This is a genomic window from Pseudoalteromonas sp. 2CM39R (genome assembly GCF_023161845.1).
Genome location: NZ_JALNTM010000005.1, coordinates 50,564 through 70,324, shown reverse-complemented (window position 1 = coordinate 70,324; position 19,761 = coordinate 50,564). Strand labels below are relative to the sequence as shown.

12 protein-coding genes are annotated in these 19,761 nt (G+C 39.6%); 4 read left to right on the top strand and 8 right to left on the bottom strand.

Annotation, left to right across the window (positions count from 1 at the left end):
• The first annotated feature begins 1 nt into the window (after position 1).
• Positions 2 to 1,729, top strand: a complete 1,728-nt coding sequence (locus MTF66_RS12865) for a response regulator (protein ID WP_248527366.1) — start codon at positions 2 to 4, stop codon at positions 1,727 to 1,729.
• Positions 1,730 to 1,732: 3 nt separating this feature from the next.
• Here the strand turns inward: MTF66_RS12865 and MTF66_RS12860 are convergent, their stop codons facing one another.
• A complete protein-coding gene (locus tag MTF66_RS12860) occupies positions 1,733 to 2,869 on the bottom strand; it encodes an AraC family transcriptional regulator (protein WP_248527365.1) in 1,137 nt (378 codons plus the stop codon).
• A 224-nt stretch (positions 2,870 to 3,093) separates the two neighbouring features.
• Between MTF66_RS12860 and MTF66_RS12855 the strand changes: the two genes are divergently transcribed.
• Entirely contained in the window at positions 3,094 to 3,906 is an 813-nt protein-coding gene (locus MTF66_RS12855) for a DUF2306 domain-containing protein (RefSeq protein WP_248527364.1), read from the top strand.
• A 67-nt stretch (positions 3,907 to 3,973) separates the two neighbouring features.
• Here MTF66_RS12855 and MTF66_RS12850 read toward each other — a convergent pair whose 3' ends face one another.
• From MTF66_RS12850 to MTF66_RS12835, 4 genes are all read right to left on the bottom strand, one after another.
• Positions 3,974 to 4,975: a family 43 glycosylhydrolase gene (locus tag MTF66_RS12850; protein WP_058585593.1), complete on the bottom strand. Its 1,002-nt coding sequence runs from the start codon at positions 4,973 to 4,975 to the stop codon at positions 3,974 to 3,976.
• 255 nt (positions 4,976 to 5,230) lie between these two features.
• The gene (locus MTF66_RS12845) at positions 5,231 to 6,727 is read right to left on the bottom strand and encodes a hypothetical protein (RefSeq protein ID WP_248527363.1); all 1,497 of its coding nucleotides are present in this window, start codon (positions 6,725 to 6,727) and stop codon (positions 5,231 to 5,233) included.
• Positions 6,728 to 6,989: 262 nt separating this feature from the next.
• A complete protein-coding gene (locus MTF66_RS12840) occupies positions 6,990 to 8,765 on the bottom strand; it encodes a sodium:solute symporter family protein (RefSeq protein ID WP_058585595.1) in 1,776 nt (591 codons plus the stop codon).
• A gap of 19 nt (positions 8,766 to 8,784) precedes the next feature.
• Positions 8,785 to 9,927, bottom strand: coding sequence for a Gfo/Idh/MocA family protein (locus MTF66_RS12835; protein WP_248527362.1), 1,143 nt, complete (start codon positions 9,925 to 9,927; stop codon positions 8,785 to 8,787).
• A 432-nt stretch (positions 9,928 to 10,359) separates the two neighbouring features.
• Between MTF66_RS12835 and MTF66_RS12830 the strand changes: the two genes are divergently transcribed.
• Together MTF66_RS12830 and MTF66_RS12825 are read left to right on the top strand one after the other, a co-directional pair.
• On the top strand, positions 10,360 to 11,145 hold the full coding sequence (locus MTF66_RS12830; protein ID WP_248527361.1) for an IclR family transcriptional regulator: 786 nt from the start codon (positions 10,360 to 10,362) through the stop codon (positions 11,143 to 11,145).
• A 314-nt stretch (positions 11,146 to 11,459) separates the two neighbouring features.
• Positions 11,460 to 14,258 carry a TonB-dependent receptor gene (locus MTF66_RS12825; RefSeq protein ID WP_248527360.1) on the top strand — a complete coding sequence of 933 codons (2,799 nt, stop codon included), beginning with the start codon at positions 11,460 to 11,462 and terminating at the stop codon, positions 14,256 to 14,258.
• A 138-nt stretch (positions 14,259 to 14,396) separates the two neighbouring features.
• Here MTF66_RS12825 and MTF66_RS12820 read toward each other — a convergent pair whose 3' ends face one another.
• The 3 genes from MTF66_RS12820 to MTF66_RS12810 all read right to left on the bottom strand — a co-directional run bounded on the left by MTF66_RS12820 (position 14,397) and on the right by MTF66_RS12810 (position 19,729).
• Positions 14,397 to 17,474 (bottom strand): Ig-like domain-containing protein, encoded by a 3,078-nt coding sequence (locus MTF66_RS12820; protein ID WP_248527359.1) that lies wholly within the window; start codon positions 17,472 to 17,474, stop codon positions 14,397 to 14,399.
• A gap of 155 nt (positions 17,475 to 17,629) precedes the next feature.
• On the bottom strand, positions 17,630 to 18,616 hold the full coding sequence (locus MTF66_RS12815) for a kelch repeat-containing protein (RefSeq protein ID WP_248527358.1): 987 nt from the start codon (positions 18,614 to 18,616) through the stop codon (positions 17,630 to 17,632).
• A gap of 135 nt (positions 18,617 to 18,751) precedes the next feature.
• Entirely contained in the window at positions 18,752 to 19,729 is a 978-nt protein-coding gene (locus tag MTF66_RS12810) for a DNA topoisomerase IB (RefSeq protein WP_248527357.1), read from the bottom strand.
• Positions 19,730 to 19,761 lie beyond the last annotated feature (32 nt).

The window sequence follows — 19,761 nt, the reverse complement described above, 5'->3', positions numbered from 1 at the left end:
TGTGGATGAAGAACTCTACAAACGTAGAATAGAACGAGAGCGCCAGGCTCGAAAACAAGCCGAAGCGCTTTTAGAACAGAAGTCCTTAGAGTTATATGAAGCAAATATGACGCTAAAACATGCCGCCGAAAATCTAGAAAAAGAAGTTATCCTTCGCACCCAAGATTTGAATAAAGCAAAAGAGATGGCCGATGCCGCCAACCAAGCTAAATCAATGTTTTTAGCGAATATGAGTCACGAAATCCGCACCCCTATGAATGCAATTTTAGGCATGGCACACCTCGCCCTCGATACTGAATTAACCGACAAGCAATATGATTACGTCGAGAAAATCCAACTGTCGGCCAAATCACTGCTTGGGATTATTAATGACATTCTCGATTTTTCTAAAATAGAGGCCAACAAGCTTGAACTTGAAAACAATGATTTTAACTTAAATGACTTTCTCGCTAACCTAGCTAATTTAGCCAGTAGCTTAATAGAGAAAAATAACATCGAAGTCATTTTTGATATTGATGATGACATTCCAGAGTTTTTAATCGGTGATGCACTTAGACTCAATCAAGTATTATTAAATCTACTAAGCAATGCGATTAAATTTTCGAACCAGCAAAATGTCACGCTAAAAATGACAAGAGAGTCAAAAACCGATACCTCTATTTGTATTAATTTTCAGGTGATTGACCAAGGTATTGGCATGTCACAAGAGCAAGTTAATAGTGTGTTCAAGCCCTTTTCTCAAGCTGATGTTTCTACAACCCGTAAGTTTGGTGGTACGGGTCTTGGTCTTGTTATCAGTAAAAAGATCATCGAACTAATGGGTGGGCATATTGAGGTTAAAAGCCAATTAAACAAAGGAAGTTGCTTTAGTTTTGATGTGTCATTTGCGTTATCGGCTATGCAAAGCTGCCACGACACAGATATTTTTAAACATAAACGTGCTCTTATTATTGAGCAAAGCGACAAACCTGAAACTATTTTACATGACATGCTCAAAGTATTAGACATCAATGTGCAGACGATTAATTGCCTAGATGAAAAGCTATCTGAGGTCGATATTAGCCATAATTACGACTTCATTTTTTTAGACTGGCACGTACTAAACTGTGAGCAAAATAACATTTTAGAGAACCTCAAAAAGCAGCTTTCTATCGATATTAAAAAAACCATTATTCTCGCATCTTTTGAAAACCAAGAAGTTAAAGACACGCTAAGTACACTAGATAAAACCGTTGAAGAAATATTATTAAAGCCGATTATTAAAGGAAACTTACTAAAAACCCTCGAGCATGTGATGGGTATCGCTACGAAAAAAGAGGCCAGAGTCGACAATACATGCTTTAAAAAGCTTGCAGGCTCAAAAATACTGCTAGTTGAAGACAACCCGCTTAACCAACAAGTTGCATCGCAAATACTACGCTCAAATGGCTTTATTGTTGATATTGCCGAAGATGGCATAGCAGCTATTGAAGCTGTAGAAAAAGGCACTTTCGATTGTATTTTGATGGACTGCCAAATGCCAAAAATGGATGGTTATACCGCAGCGAATAAAATTAAACAGCAATCAAAGTTTGCCCATATTCCAATCATCGCCATGACCGCCAACACCATGGAAGCTGACCTAACTAAAGCGAAAGAATCAGGAATGCAAGGCTATATAGCCAAGCCAATAGAAGTGCAAACCATGTTTGAGGTCATTGCTGAGCATTTAACGCAAAAGTCACTGTAACTTCTAGTCAGTAAGCTCTATGATATTTTGTTCAACTAATGAGTTGTTCTGCTTACGAAACTCGTTTGGGTTAACCCCAACAATGCTTTTAAAAACACGGTTAAAGGTAGCAAGCGAAGAAAAACCACTTTCCATTGCAATACTTAAAATGCTCCAATGACTTGCTTCGTCTTTAAGCAGCAGCCCTTGTGCATGCTTTACTCGGTACTGATTAATAAATAAATTAAAATTAGATGCTTTAAAATGATGGCGAATAGCGCGGCTAATCTTATACTCAGGCACTGCTAATGCTTGTGCAAAGTCAGAAATTTTCAAATTAGTTTGCAAATAAACCTGCTTATTGATCAGTGCTTCTATATCAGTAATAAGCTCAGGCTCTACCTCTTTATTTTCAGATTGTTCAGCCTGATGGGTAGCTTTTATTACCTTTTCAGAGTTCGCCACTGCACTATCAACAGCTTCAGGCACGCTGTTGTGGCCACGTTTTTGCAAAAACATTACTAGCTGCATTGCAAATACAATCAACAATGCAGATGAGGTAATTATAAGCGGCTCAAATTGTTGAAACTCGCTTTCACTGAATAAAAACTTAGGCAGTATGCTGGCATTAAATACCGCTAAAAAGTAGCAACTAGCAAAAATACTTGCCTGCAACTTTTGCGTTTGTGATTTCTCTTTATAGCCCCGTAACGCTTCCCAAAAAGACAGCACCAGAATACTTGAAGATAGCAATACCGTTATTTCGGCCATACCTTGCTTTAAACGCCACATGAATTGGCTCTCAGGGAAAACTTGCACATCAATACTCACCAAATAATGCCAAGTTTGGTTAAACATAATTAAACCCGCAATAGCAACAGCCACTGCAATATGTACCGTAGAAATAGGCTTATGCTTACGAAACAAAGTGCGTGATATAAGCCAAGACATATTACAGGTTGCGCAGGTAAATAAGCCGATTAAATAACTATAAACACCAATACTTGGTGCACTGATTTTTTGCACCCCAACCATGCAAAGCGAACCGCAAAATACTGCAAACAGATAATGAATAAGCTGCTTCTCTTTTTTCATACCATTTAGCAGCATGAGCCCCATACAAACAAAAACGAGTAAGTAATAAGGGGAAGTATTTTGCATAACTCTACATACCTTAAATTGGGAGTTTGATGAAATATTTACCAATCAGATAAGTTTACTTTTTCAAGATCAACATAGCAAAAAGAGTTTGTTAGTGAATATGTCAAACCCTATGCGTGTTCTCATAAATAAACACAATATTTCATTGATCAAATTTCGAATTTGAGAAGAAACCTTGCTCTAGCCCTTTATATTAGCGGTATTAGAAAAATGTAATGGAATTGATGATGTTTAACAAAGATAACAAACTCACACCTTTGAAAGCGCTCGAATACAGTAAAAAGCTTTGGTTTATTAGCCTGCTAATGGCGCAAATTTGCTTTGTAGTTTATCTCATTCTTGGTTATGGAATGACAGGGTTAACTACAGGTCTATCGGGTTGGAACCGACTTAATAACACCGCCTATGTTGCAAATGATGCCACAGGGAATTTGATGTATGCAGTGCATGTATTATTTGCGGTAGTGATGATCCTTGGCGGAAGCTTACAACTCATTGAAAAACTGAGGGCAAAATACAGAGCATTCCATCGCTACAATGGCCGTGTATTTGTTGTTTTAGCTTGCTGTATTTCATGTGCTGGCATGTATTTAATGATAGTTAGAGGAACGGTTGGTAATACACTGATGCATGCACTGACAATGTTTGGCGGCTTAGTGGTTATCGTATCAAGTATATTTGCAGTGAAAACAGCGCGGGCTCGTAACTTCAATGCTCATCAAAGGTGGGCTATACGCCTATATCTTGCGGCTAATGGTGTGTTATTTTTTAGGTTACTGATATTTGCCTGGTTTTTAGTTTTTGGCACTTTAGGCGTTGATACGGCTACATTCACAGGTCCAGCCGTGCTTGCGGTTAGTCTTTGCTCTTACTTAGTACCACTTTTAATAGCCGAACTTGTCCGCTATGCAGCTCGTACAAATATTACGTTTATCACTATCGGCACTGCATGTTTAATGACGCTAATATCAATCGTGTTCTTAATCGGCTTATTTGGCGTGACTTTGGCAAACTGGTACCCTGCGATTGCTGGCTAACTAACTCTCATACAATAAAGCCACCTGAGTTGGTGGCTTTATGAACTTAATTTACGTCACTATAAAATTAGTATAGCTCAAATAGCGGACGACCATTTTCGTCGTATTTCACTTCCATAACTCGAGCATGGCGGTTTGGATCGTAAAGCGGATCTTTTACAATCTCTTCAAGTGGACGGGTGTCTGTTTTTGGCACCACACTTGGCTCACCAACTGCGTGCTCATAGTCACGAGCATGGTAAATACACAGCGGTGTTTCACCATCTTCAGCTACTGTAAAACAGTTATGACCTGGGCCGAAAATGTTCTTTTCAACACTTGTTTCAAGCACAGGCATACGTGTTTTAGTCCACGAATTACGATCAAGTAAATCGCTGTTTTCATCGGCTTCCATATAACCCATGCAGTAACATGCACCTGTTGCGCTTGCAGAGAAAGCAATAAAGATTTTACCGTTATTTTTAAGTACTGCCGGGCCTTCATTTACCCAAAAGTCGACACGTTCCCAATCGTAATCAGGTGTAGTCAGCATAAACTGCGCTGTTTTTAACTTAATTGGAGATTCCATCTCAGCTAAATACAGGTTTGATGCAGCAAATTGACCGCCGGTTTTCTCTGCCCAGCAGAAGTAACGCTTACCGTTATTTTCAAAAATGGTGGCATCTAAAGAAAAATCAGTAAACGACTTTTCATCGCCCTCAGCCGCTTGCATCATGCCAAGCTCAACCCACTCATCATTTAGCGGATCTTGGCCTTTACACTCAAGCACATACGGGCGTAATGCCCAAATATCATCTTCTTCACTGGCAGCAAAGTAGATATACCATTTGCCATCAAGGTAATGAATTTCAGGTGCCCAGATATGGCGACTCATTGGGCCGCTGTCATGTTTAAACCAAATATCAAAGGTTTCAGCGTCCTTTAAGCCCTCTAATGTCGCAGACTTACGAAGTTCAATGCGATCATAAGTTGGTACAGAACCGGTAAAATAATAAAAACCATCGCTGTGCTTATGCACAAACGGATCGGCACGCTGCTCTACTAACGGACTATTTGTTTGTAATGTCATCTTGAAACCTGATCGTTAAATTTTAATTTGTATTATTTTATTACTTTTAAGTAAGAACACAAATATAACATTATTTTTAACAGACAGTGAAAAGAAATGTAAGGACAAGTAATAAGATGGCGAAGATTCAATGCTAAGATTAAAAAATAGATTTACTCATAATGTACTTAAAGAAGAGCAGCAAGCTTAAGGCTTAAACCTTAAACTTGCTTGAATAAAAAGGGGGATCCCCATCCACCCTTGATTTAGGTATCGCTACAGCGATTTGGCTTTATATATTTTCTTTGCTTTTTTCGAAAGCACTACATCAACAGGCATAACATCTCCCGATACTTTTTTAACCGTTAAGGTATGCGCTCCAGCTACTAAATCATGTTTTTCAAACACAATACTTTGAACTTGGCGGTAGTTGTTACCATCAAAAATAGAGTATATGCCTTGTGATTTTCCATCTAAGATAACTTCAACGTCACCATGGTTAATGTCTTTTGAAGTCGCAAAGACAATACTCGAACCACTAAAGTCATAACTAAACGACGCACCATTGACAGTAGTCATATGCAAATCTTGCTTATATTCGCCAGTATTTGTTTGCTCAGATCTCACCCAGTTGCCATTTTCGCTATACTGAATTCGAGGATCATCATCGTTTACAAGCTCTAAGCCTGAATAAGTGGTGTCAGATGTTGTACCAACCGTGTTTCCTACCGTTTGAATTTGCACTAAGCGGTCAACTAACCAACTACCATTTGGATTAATAGCCACATCTAAAGTTGTGACGCCCCCAGCCCTTGCAATGTCTTTTACTCGGCTTGCTACCTCATTATTACTGTATTTTAAGCTGCGCTTAACTTGTCCCCAGCCACCAAATAATGGATCTTCTTGCGAGGTATACGTAAAGCCATGCCACTGTACTTTTGTACCGAGCGCCGTGGTTACTTCACCTGATTTTGGAATAGGCGGTAGCTCATTATGCTCACCTTGGGTGTAATTACTTTGTGGATCGTTAGGAATAAAGCTGTACTCAAAACCATCACTAATGGTGATCACGGCATTAGGATTGCCACTACGCACTGATTTCGCTAGCTGATCAGCCACTGGGTAGTCATTATTAGCCGCGAGTTCTTGCTGCGATTCATCTGCTTGATACCAACCATCGAACCACCAACCGGCAATATTATCACCCCAAGTTTGTGCTCGTTCACTCACAAAACCATTTATAAACCAGTCTGGATATGGCGCTTTCACTTTTTTGCCCGTCCATCTATCACCTAAATGTGAAGGTAGATATGCAATTAGCTTGATGCCTTTTGCTTTAAGCGCCAGCGCCATATCTAGAACAAGGTCACGGGTTGGCGTGTAATCAGCCTGATTAGAATTAACTTGTGTGATACAACCCGGTGCAATCTGTTTACTCGGACATGCAGGTGAGTGTAAATCGTAAATATCACTGGTCGTAGATAAGTAACCACGGTTTTGGGTAATGGTAAAAATTACATAACGATAACCAAGCTTGGCCGCTTTATCTGCATAATCGTTGACATCAAAACCATTAACGTAGTTGTTCCACTCGTTATAGTCTGTAATTTGGTACCACGCATTATCCATAGTGCCACCAGCAAGATAGTGATGACTAATCCCCCACTTGGCATCTTGCATCCATTTAACTTCTTTAGGTAACTCTGCAGCACCCACATTAATACTACTTGCTAAGGCAACGCCAGATAGAATTTTATGGATTTTACTATTCATAGCAAATAAACCACATGAAAATAAGGAATGTAATGAGCTTATTAAATTTACAAACAAGCAACAATAAAATTACACAAAAACAAGCAACTACCGCTCATTCGTTTCATATTTAACGCTTTAAAATTATTGGCATTTTAAAAATAAAACATTCTTATCAATATGAATTTTCTTATTTACCAATTAAAAAATGTTAATAAAAAAGCCATACGATGCTTATTTAAAAACAACGTATGGCTTGCGACACAACTAGGAGTTTAAATTGTTATACTTCTTGCCTTAATGAGGCTATCACTTTTGGCATTTTACGCTTTACAACCCAACCAGAGGCCACAATCACAATTAAGTAATAGCCAAAGGTTTGCCAATCTTCAAATAAGGCATTACCAATACCGAGCAGTAGCGAGTAAATAAATGCAATACTCGCAACACAGGCAATCGCGTTATCTTTAATTCCCGCAGCGATTGGTTCAATGCCAGTTAGATCTCTGACTTTTTTCCAGCCGCGACCGTGAATTTTTAAGCGACTATAAAACTCAATGGTTTTTGAGCTTGGGGTTTTACTTGAGGTTATTAAGGTAACAACTAAGCACACAACCAAGGTTATTATTGTCGTTATTAGCATACGCACTGCGAACCACTTAGCCTCTCCTTCATCAGGTAGGATATATATCATGGCATTTCCAACGATAACGGCAGTAATAAGCGCGCTAATTTCTGACCACACATTTATTCGCCACCAATACCAGCGAGCGATAAGTACAACAGAGATTGGAATGATGATAACTGTGATATATTCATAAGCGCCTAGAATACTTTCAAGTTGAGTCGTTACAATCAGAGCAACCAAAGTAAGGGCTAACATGCTGATCCGAGCAGCCTTAATGTAATGGGCTTTCTCACGGCCTTTAACTAAATAAGGCTCATATACATCATTGACTAAATAAGACGACCCCCAGTTAAGTTGAGTATCGAGCGTACTCATAAAAGCAGCAAGTAAAGAGGCGACCATAATGCCTTTTAAACCAACTGGTAAGAATTCATCTATCATCATTGGGTATGATTGCTCTGCATCTACCAACGATGGAAAGTAAACCAAAGAGGCAACACCCACGATAATCCAAGGCCAACTTCTTAATACGAGATGGCAAAAAGCAAACCAATATAAGCTCAACATGGCATCTTTCTCACTGCGAGCTGCAAGTGTACGCTGTAAGAAAAAGCCAAACCCAGGCGCGTAATTCAGCCAACCAATACACACTAAAATAACAAAAGTCGCAGTTTTTAGATCCCATTCAAAGTCGGGGATCATTTTGAGTGTATCACTATTAAACCCAGGAGATGCTTCAACCGCAGCAACGATGCCACCGTGATCTTGTAAATCTACATAAACGATAATAGCTAAAACCACAGAGCCTACGATTGCTAATGCAAATTGGATTAAATCGGTATAAACAACACCATATAAACCTGACATGGCGGTATACACAACTGCAGCAATAGCAAGAACAATCAAAATAAGCGTAGTCGCAGTGATTGGGCCAAACAGAGGGATTTCGAACAAGGGCTCAGCCGAAAGGCCTAAAATCACCACAATGATTTTAGACATAGCGAGAGTAACCGAGGCAATGATAATACAGTTAACAAACACGCCATCAAAAATTGCTTTGAATATTCGTAAAAAATCAGTGGCTTTACTCTTATCATAACGTTGAGAAATAAGCTCAATTTCGGTGAGCGCTTTTGATCTTCGCCACAAATTAGCAAAGAAGAACACCGAAATTATCACGCCAATAACACTGACCCACCATATCCAGTTTGCATAGATACCCTGCTCACGCACGGCACCTGCTACAAACAAAGGTGTGTCAGACGAAAAAGTGGTGGCCACCATGGATGTGCCCGCGATATACCAAGGTAAGGAACGCCCAGCAACAAAAAAATCAGCCGTACTTTCACTGGCCTTTTTTGTAAAGAGCATCCCAATAACAACCGCTGCTACTACATAAAATGCAACTATTAACCAATCAATTAAGACCATGTGAATCCCCCGATGTGTTTTAATTTTTATTTAGGTAGCTATCAAATTTTTTCCATGTTTCTGTCATATCGATAATCGAACTTGTTTGCCTAGCTTCATCTAACTTGATGGCGGTGAGCCCCGCTTGCAAAGCGTCAACAATGGATACCGGTAAAGGAGTTCCCTTTTCAAAATAGGCTATCCAATCTGCGGCCATTTCTTCTTCTGCACCGTAGTGCATCGAAATAGAATCATCGTGTAAGTAGGTTTTATCAATCAAAGCGCCTGAGGTAATGCAGTCATGCACTTTGAAATAGTTACGCACAAAATCACCTTCAGCCATGCCCAGTGTGCCAAATACACTAAAGTGCCTGTAATCGTTCGGTACATTTAAGTTAGTATGAAAACTCAGATTTATGCCATTTTCATATTGAATAAGTGCAGTTTGGTGATCCACCAGCTCAGAGTCATTATCAAACACTTCATCTATGCCATTCCAGCGTGACTTACGCTGATGGTAAACAGAGTGCTTGCCTAAGTGTTTGTTCTCTGCCGTAAAGGTTCTTCGTCCGCCAAAGCTGGCAAGTTTAGTTGGGCGACTTTTCACTATGCCCTGATAAAGATCTAAGTCGTGACAGCATTTTTCTAATAAGAAGCCGCCCGAAAGCCCCTGATGTCTGCGCCAATCTCGCATAAAAAACGCACCATGCTCTGGCGGAATATGCTCTGATGCCTCAATACTGGTGATTTCACCCAGTAATTTAGATGATAAGGCTGCGACCAAATCTTTATACAAAGGCGCATAGCGAAGCACCATACCCACTAAAATTTTATCGAAGGCATTATGTTTAGCGATAAGCTCAAGCACGTCGTAGGTCTGCTGCTCAGACATAACAATAGGTTTCTCTGCAAAAATGAGTAATCCTGCTTCAATGCCAAGGCGTAAGTGCTCTAAATGCATATGATTTGGAGAGCCAATCATCAGCATATCAAGCTGCTCATTTTGCAACATATCTGCTAGCTCATCATAATGACGCATCGAGATACCATGCGACTGCATATACTCAACTTTTACAGATTCAGGGTCGGCATAAGCCACCAAATAAAAATTTGGAATAAGCTCATGCATCACTTTGGCAACATAACTTAATCGGTCGCCTAAACCACAAATTCCTACTTTCACAATTTTATTCCTACAAGGTACGTTAATAACTCAAGTTAGTTACCTTGCACTTGAACAGTCAATCACTTGTCTGCGCTTTGTGAATGGGATTTTTTTTATGAAATTCGGCTCAACATGGGTTTTACATACAAAACAATCTTCAATTAATAAAGGTTCTAGTTAGCTGTACGTTAAATAATCTTTATTACCGAGAGGCGCTATATTCACTCACTTTGGTAACAAAAACTTTACGTGAATCATTGTTCAAAAATAAATTCAACTACTTAATTTTCAAATAAAAATCAGAAAACCTTTATTGACCAAAACAAAACAGTTGGGATATACAAGCTACTTTATTACCAAATTCAGGTGATATTTCAGTGCATAAGCGCTCTTTGAGACTACACTTATGTATAAGGTTTTAATCTAAGAATAAGTAATTAGAAGTACCCGATGACAGAGAAAGAAACTAAATACAAAGCGCCCGCTCTTGAGAAAGGCATGGCGATTATAGAATTACTCGCAAGAACCCCGGAAGGGTTAAATCTGACACAAATTTCTGACTCATTAGGGAAATCAAAAGCTGAAATTTTTCGTATGGTGGCGGTTCTAAATGATCTCCACTACCTTGAGTTTTTTCAAACTGAACGCGTTTATAGGCTCTCACTCAAGCTTTATCGGCTTACTCACCGCTACGCGCCAGTTCACCACCTAAATAATGTTGCCTTTCCTATCATCCAAGAATTGTGTAGTGAAATTCAACAATCTTGCCACTTAGTGGTGTATTCAGACGGTGGTGGATTAATCTTGTCTCACCAAGATTATGATACCAACAGTAACTGCCTAACCCTACCCGTTGGAGGAAGAGGCCCCCTTACCGATAACTGTGCAGGACATGTGCTATTAGCATTTGCATCGTACGACAATCGTGAACGAATGCTCAAAGCATACCAAGAAAATCACCCTGACTTGTCTCTTGATTTAATGGCACTGCGAAATATTTGGCTGCGCGTAAAAGAACAAGGTCATGAAGCCATGCCAAGCCCTGTTCTGGCTGGCGTATATGATATTGGTGTACCCATTTTCGATTATTATCATAATGCCGTCGCTGTACTACTCACTTCAATTCTTATGTACCGTGACGAGTCTCGTAATGCCGATTTTGAACATGTGATAAATAAGTTAAAAGAAACCTCACTTCATATTTCACAGAAAATGGGTTTTGACGAAGAGGCCTAGACCATGGTGCTTTTCTTATGACTTTCCACTCATACAAATATCCAAGCAATATACTGGTCTTTTGGTATGCGCAATTCTTTTGGTGAATGCCCCCTCCTACTAATACTATTTTAGGAATTTTCCGAAAATAATCATTAACACAAATTCAACTATTTTGTTTCATTTATAAAACATCATTCTTGGCGAAATTTTAACTAAGAAACCTAGCCAACGCAGTCAGCAAAGCGCGTTGACGGATTTTTAGTCTTTATATATCACTGAATGGACATTTGAACATTCACGAGAATAATTCGCCGAGAGCGATGGGGGTCAATATGATGAAATTCACCAAAAGCCAAATAGCCTTGTCTGTTGCTTTATCCCTGATGGGCAGCACAGCAATGGCAGAGGAACAAAGTACAGCTAAGGATGTTGCACAAGATGATATTGAAGTAATCGCTGTCAGCGGTGTGAGACTGAGTTTGAAAGAAGCTATCGCAACCAAGCGTGGCTCCGACAAAATTCTTGACTCAATTGCAGCTGAAGATATGGGTAAATTCCCTGATGAAAACGTCGCGCAGTCTTTGCAACGTGTTCCAGGTATTTCAATTGACCGCCCTCGCGGTAGTCCAAATGGGGGGACTAATGGCAGTACCGATGGTCGACTAGGTGGTCAATATGTACAAATTCGTGGCTTACCTGTTGATTTTACCCAAGTTACCTTAAATGGCCGCTCTTTGGCATCTGGTCGTAGTATTGGCCGTCAGTTTTCTTTAGATGTGCTGCCTTCAGAGCTAATTGGTCAGCTAGATGTTTATAAAACAGTTTCAGCGGATCAACTCGAAGGCGGTATTGGTGGTAATGCAGACATTAAAACCCGTAAACCGCTTGATGCAGATGAAGTTGGCTTTTCTGGTGCTTGGTCAGCTGAAGGTGTTTACAGTGAGCTGCCAGATTCTACCGACCCGCGTATTTCTGGCATTGTGAACTGGAAATCAGACGATGAAAAACTCGGCGTACTGGTAGGCGTAACCTACTCAGAGCGACAAACCCGTGAAGACGAATATTTCTCTTGGGGTAATGTAAACTTTGGCCCAGGCACTGGCGATGGTGTTGAAATTCGCCCTGACCTTGCAACCATTCCTGGTGGTACAGATGATGGCAGTATCGATTACCCTAACTCTCTTTACCCTATCGAACCGCTTACTCAATACTATGGTGATGAGCGCACTCGTACTGGCTTAAATGCTGTTATCGAGTTTCAACCTAGCGATGAGTTAAACATCACTTTTGATGGCTTATATGCAACATTCGATGTAGATGAAACAGCACTACAGTTACCTGCTCGTTTCCAATTCCGTGGCCCACAAGATCCTAGCCTTTGGGTTGCAGCCGACTTAAACGACCCAAACGGTCGTGGTGTAGGCGGTATTTTCCCATTCCTCGTAACCGAAGCTGTGGTAGAAAACGATAACCTGGTTTATGCCGTTGCACCGCAAACCCAGTTCCGTAGTGTATCCGAGTTAACTAAGATTGAGTCAGATACGCTAGCATTAGGTACTCATGTAAATTGGGCACCTAATGATGATTGGGAACTTGATTTTGATATTGGTTACTCTAAAGGTGAGCAAACACGTGACCTTAAAAGCGTGCTATTACAAGCATTTGCTGACGTAGTGTATGATGCGCGTAATCCAGATAATGGTATTCCTGACCTTTATGTTACTGGTACTGACTTAAACGACCCAGATAACTACCGTGTAGCGTTTGGTAATTCAAATGCACGTGACGTAAAAGATACATCACTGTCTTTTGCAGTTGATGCTAAGTACTTCTTAGACAATGAGTACTTCACAAGCCTAGAAACAGGTGTACGTTACACACAACGTTCAAAAGAAATCAAAGCCTATGTAGGTAACAGCTTTACAGGCTCAAATGGAGTACCTGATGTACTACCTACATCAGAGATTAACTTGCTTGATTTCCCTGTTGATGATTTCTTAGGTGAAGCACCAAACGCCAATGTTATCCGCAGCTTTGTGATTGGTGATCCAACTGACTTCCACAATAAATACGGTGTTGAGCAACAGTTTGATAGCATTAGCTCATTCAAAGTTGAAGAAGATATTGCTGCAGCATACGTTAAAGCGAACATGGCTTTTGATGTAGCCGACATTCCAGTAAAAGGTAATGTAGGTGTACGTGCAGTAACAACCGATGTTGAAGCTACAGGTGCATTACCAGTTGAAATCATCATTCGCAGTGCCGGTGATTACGACGTAGTTGGTGAAACTAGCTCAACAGGCAGTAGCTACACCAATGTGTTACCAAGCTTAAGCTTAAATGCAGAGCTAACTGACGAAGTGTACTTACGCTTTGGGGCTAGCAAAACAGTAACGCGCCCTACACTTTCGCAGTTATCGCCACGCTTTACTTTTAGCACCACCACACTGACAGGCTCTGCGGGTAACCCGGCGCTTGAACCATTTGAGTCTGATTCACTCGACCTATCACTTGAGTGGTATTTCAACGATACAGGTTTAGCAAGTGTTGCTTTGTTCCAAAAAGACATTGATGGCTTTGTATTTAACTCAAGTTCACCAGAAACAATTGCCGGAATTGACTGGGCATCGGTAGACCGTCCACGTAATGCGGCATCGGCAACAATCAATGGTGCAGAGCTTAGCTTCCAAACTGCTTTTGATTTCTTACCAGCGCCATTCGATGGCTTAGGTATGCTAGCAAACTATACTTACACAGACAGTGACACTGATTTTGGTGATGGTTTTGAAGGTCAAACATTCAGCTACACTGGCTTGTCTAAAAATGTATATAACCTAGTTGGTTACTATGAAAAAGGCCCAGCATCAGTACGTTTATCTTACAACTATCGTGAGAAGTACTTACTAGAACCTTCGTTCGGTTTCTTCGCTGGTCCTCGTCATGTAAACGACTACCAACAGCTTGATTTAAGTACGTCTTATAAAATCAATGACAACTACTCATTGACCTTTAATGTGACCAACTTAACCAATGAGCGTTTCGACCGTTACTTCAATAACGACGAATCAATCATTGCGACAACCAACTTTACAGGTCGCCAATACTTCGTAGGTATTCGCGGAACCTTCTAACCCGTTATGTTGTTGTAGGTGATGAACCTAACCCAAAGCCTCCTAACGGAGGCTTTTTTTATGAAACCAACTAAAAAAATGCTGCACCAACCTCATTGGTACAGCACCTTACAATTTAAGTACTTAAAAAGTACTTGTTTATACTTTAAATTTACGTCTACAGGCAACCAAAGCAAGTAATAAAGACATTAAGTAGTAAAGACTACCGCCTGAGTCTGAGTTGGAATCAGAGCTTGATCCTGAATTATCTGCTTTACCAACAATGTTTATAACTACTGTTTTAGTATCTGATGAAGCAAATCTATCTTTTGCTCGATAACTAAAGTTTACTGAGTAAGAAGATTCCCCTGTCGGTTCGTATACAAATAATCCAGTATCTTTATCAAAACTAAGCTCACCAGAGCTTGGGCTCGTTACTAGTTCAAATTCTAACTTATCACTATCTTCGTCATTACCAATAAAACGACCATTAACTACCGTTGAGTAATATGTTTCATAACTTAAATCTGTAGCCGTCGGTGTTGTATTTGTTAATTCAACAACAACATTGGCAAGCGCAGTCTCTTCAAGCGAGTCTTTCGCGGTAAAAGTAATTGAAACAGGCTGTAAAGATTCACCACTCGGCGTGTATTTTATTTCACCCGTATTTTGATCAAGTAATTCAATTTGACCATGTTGAGGCTCATTTTTTACAGTGAAAATAAGTGGCTCATCATCTGCATCTGAGGCAGGCAAATTAAGAATCAAAGGTGTATTCCAGTGCGTTGTGATCGTAGAATTCTCAACTACTGGCGACTGATTAGTTAGCGTAGCTGTAAACTTTGCAAGCTCAGAACGTGAACGGCCTTTTACTGTATAAAACGCTAATTCATCAACACCTACAGTGCCGTTAGGCGTATATGTGAACTGTCCTGTTTGACGGTCAATAAACGTCAACTGACCAAGGCTAGGACTATTTTCAAAAACCACAAAGTCAATATCACTCAAATTAAGGTTAACTTCGAGCGGCGAAAGCACATGGGATGTTACCTCGCTATCTTGCGGTTTAGCTAAAGGGGCTGGGGCTTCATTCGAGAAAACTTCTATAGATTTTCCTGATAGCAATGAATAGTCCACTCCATTATAAGTTGCACTTACTATAGAGCTGCGTTGATTTGCACGCGCTACTTCATAAAGCAGTTCATTATTATTTAAATCGTACTCTCCAAACTTATCTTCACAACTAAATAAGATGAAGCCTGCACGTGTAGATACTATATTGTTTAATGAATTGTCACATAATTTAGCAACTTCAGACTTTTCTCCAGTTTCCGTCAAAGAGAATAAAAGGCCATATTGATTGGCAGAATATAGTGCTTTTTCACCATTGATAACAACCCCCTCTAGCGACTTAAAATAGTCGTTTAAAGAGTAATTAGTTACACTATTATCAGTGTAGTTATATTTAACTAATTGGTTACCTGTTAAAGCAAATAACTCTTTACTGCTTTGTTGTGTATCTATACCTGTGACTATGCCAGAAACCCCACCCCAAAAGTCCTGTAAACGAGGTGAGCGCTTAATAAGTTCACCGGTTTGTCCGTTAAAAACTCGTATATAAGAGCCTTCACTTCCGGTGTGCGATGCGCCATTACCAACAATTAGCTCTAATAAACCATCTTGGTTAATATCATAGACTTCAATCGTTGAAATTTGGTCGCCACTTTCAAAAGGTACTGTATACAGTAAGTTTCCATTATCTGGGGAAAATACTTGTATGTTTCCTTTGTAAGATTTTGATCCTGCAACGATTAAATAGTTTTTATCATCATTGAATAAATCAGCAGCAATCACATACTGGTAGTCATTCCAGCCATCGGTTAAATCGACACTGGATAGTAATTGCTCGTTTGTTTCGATATCAACAACTTGAAGTTCATTTGTACCATTTTCAGAAAAAACGACATCAATTCCACCTTTACCGTCAATATCTGCAAGACCTAATAAAAACTGCGAGTAACTAAAGATCGTTTGCGACCATTGATTAGACTTATCTTCTACAGTATGAATATGAAACCCATCATCACCTGAAGACGTATAACCAGCTCCCCACGCAATATCTGTTTTACCATCAAGATTAAAATCGTCTACTAAAATACTTGAAACACTGTGTTCAGGGTTATTGATCTGCCAAAACTCCTGACCAGTACTTAAAGATAGAGCATGGATTTGCCCCCATTGACCATCGCCATATACTAGGTCTTGAGCACCATCATTATTAATATCTGCGACTATAATTCTTGAAATGTCTAATTCGCTATTAGCTGTCCACATGACACTGTCTGTATTTGGGCTAATTAATTCAATCGAATACCAACCATTCCCATTGATTACTTCATCTAAACCATCTTGGTTAGTATCAACACTTTGTAAATGGATACCTGTTAGTTGCGTGCTCAATGTTTTTGTATAATCTATTGTATTTTCAGAGATACGATACAACTTGCCATCTTCAAGCATTAATTCATGAACATTTTGTTCGGTAAACGAACCAACAACAAATTTGTTACCGTAATACTCAAGTTGGGAAATAACAGAAAGATCTGACTGGTCTAGTATTAAAATCTGGCTATTAGCAATAGCAATAAGCTCATTCTGACCGTCGTTATTAATATCTCTTGCCATAACTGATTGGCTAGAAAATACCTCCTTTGTACTTTCGACTTTCATTGTTAGTAAATTAATTTTTACTATCTGATTGCTCGTCATAAGTATTAGATAATAAGTATCATCGGCAATGCTTTTTAACAATGTACTATCAGTGATGTAATCCTGAGAATCGAAACCTTCAACGACTGAATATTGATTATCTTTATACTCAATAATATTAAAATCGTTTTGTTGCACCGAGATAATGTGCTTATTACCGTTACCGAGCAAGTCTACAGAATAAAGGCCATTTAGACCTGTTGAATTACCCAAAGAGTAACGACGAAATACAGATGTTAAATCTAAGCTTTCATCTACAGTGGTATTGGATAAGTTAATCCCAGAAGCACTGTCTAAATCTGCTTGCGAATTGTTTTTATCGCGGCTAGTAAAATAAGTTTTGTCGTAATTAATCTGTTGCGAATTTAAAAGTGTCGCATCACCATATTGGTTATAATGTGCAGTATTTTCTGTGGCTAAAAGTGATTGCGAGCAAAATAGCAACGCAAGGTATGGTAGCTTGGTCATTTCCCTATCCTAAACAACTTATAATTTTTATTTTACTCACAACAAAAAACTGTTTTCTTATTATGAGATTAAGCAGACGATTTTCCTCTATTAGAGACATTTATTCAAGAATTAGATTATGAACTCTTAACTAAAAGTATCTAATTAGAAGCAAGCTATTGTTCAACTAATTTTCTTAATGAAGTCACTTCACGGCTCGTTTCAGAAAGCCCTACCTTTGTGGCACCACCCACTAGCCAAATTTCGCCGTTTAATGTAACAGCTCCTAAACCGTGGCGAGGTGTTTGCCATTCGAAAGTTTTGCGCCATTGCTGCTTGGTTAAATCATAACTAAAAACCTCACGGTCAACTCCTTGGCTATGTTCACCACCAAACACAGTGATAGCATTATCAATAACTGCCGCCGCATGCCCTGCTCGTGCTTTAGGGAGAGCTGCATGTGCTTGCCAAGTGTCTGTTTCGGGTAAGTATTCGAGCATGTCAGTGATAGGCTCGCCGCCAACGGTTCTGCCACCTAACACAAACCAACGACCGTTTACTTGTGCACTTGCCGCACTGTTTCTAGCCGAAGGTAAGGGTGCAGCTTCTTTGAAGGTGAAGCTTTTAGGATCAAAAATTAAATGCGCACTCACATCTAAACTATGCTGCCATTGGCCATTTTTCTCACTGCTAGGGCTACGTCCACCTGCTAAGTGCACTTTACCATTAAGCACTGCGCCCACAGTCTCACTTAACGCAAAAGGCAAACTCGCCACCTTTTGCCATGCTTTGGCGCCTTTATCTAGCATTAACACATCACGGCTATTGGTCCATTGGCCTTGGCTATTAACAAAACCACCAAAGGCAAAGAGTCTGTTTTCTACTGCGATTAAATACGTGTGATGACGCCCTTCAGGCAAATTAGGTGCTGATTGCCAACTAGCATACTTAGGTGACCAAAAATGAACTTTTGCTGTCATCTTACCCGTTGATGCTGGTAACTCAGTAGAGATACCACCCGCAACCCAAATCTGTTGATTCATTACTGTAGGGTAAATTTCTTGTATAGCCTCAGGGAGCTTTGGTGCTAACAGCTCTTTTGCCGATAACGTATAAGGTAAACAAGTAATAGAATATGCTAACAACAGTTTGGCTAAACGCATATAAATCCTTAATAAGCAGTCAATTAGCTAAAGGTTAAGCCAGTTGTACCGGTTAGTACACTGTCAAATAGTCTTACTTATTCTGTAATGTTGCTATCAGGAAATAGCATTGCTTGACTACCAGAATAGACGTATCTACTGGCCGAGAAAGAGTAGAAGTCCTCGCTCGTATCTATTCAAATACTTCGTTTTACGGGGCAGTTTTAATTGCTTTCTTAAACCAACCTGGTTGTTTTCATCCTTTTTACATAAATCAATAAGCGCCGGGTGAATATAAGAATTACGGGCTATCGTTGGCGTATTACCCAAATGGCTCGATACCGTTTCTAGCATGTCGCACAATGGGAGCTTTTTCTTTGCATTATAAAAAGCTTCGAATGCTAAAACACTCGCACGCCAGGTTCTAAAGTGTTTTGCGCTAAACTCCTCTCCCATTACATTCTGGATAAATTGATTAACTTCACGTGAAGTCACGGGAATACATTCACCATCCTCTTTGTATTGAAACAGGTTTTGTCCGGGTAAATCTTGCAACTCTTTAATAATAGAGCTCAAAACGCGATCTGTAAGGTTAACCTCTCTCACTTTGCCAGATTTAGCTTTATATTCTAAGCGAATATTTTTCCCTGTTATCTTCGCATGGCGGCGACGTAAGGTTGTCGCTCCAAAACTATTATTTTCTTTCGCGTTACGTTTAGATCCTATCCTTAAAGAGCCTAAATCCATCAATCTAACAACTGCAGCTATTGTCCTTTGATAATCAAGTGTATTACCTTCTAAGTATTCAGCTAACTTTGCTCTTAGTAAGGGTAATTTATTTCCGAAAAGCTCACACACTTCGAACTTTTTTAGCTCCTGCTGCTCTCTAAAATTTGGGTGATAAAGGTATTGTTTTCTCCCTTTTGTATCGTAACCAGTTGCTAAAATATGGCCATTTTCTTCAGGACAAAACCAAACATCTTTGTATGCAGGAGGGAATGCTAGTGCATCTAAACGGGCGATTTCACTTTTATCATTAATCCGCTTACCTGTTGGGTCGTAGTAAAGCCAACATTTAGAGTGACTTTTTCGAGTAATACCGGGCAAATTATCATCAACATAAATTAATTTCACTGCACCTTCTCACTATATAATTATTACTCAAG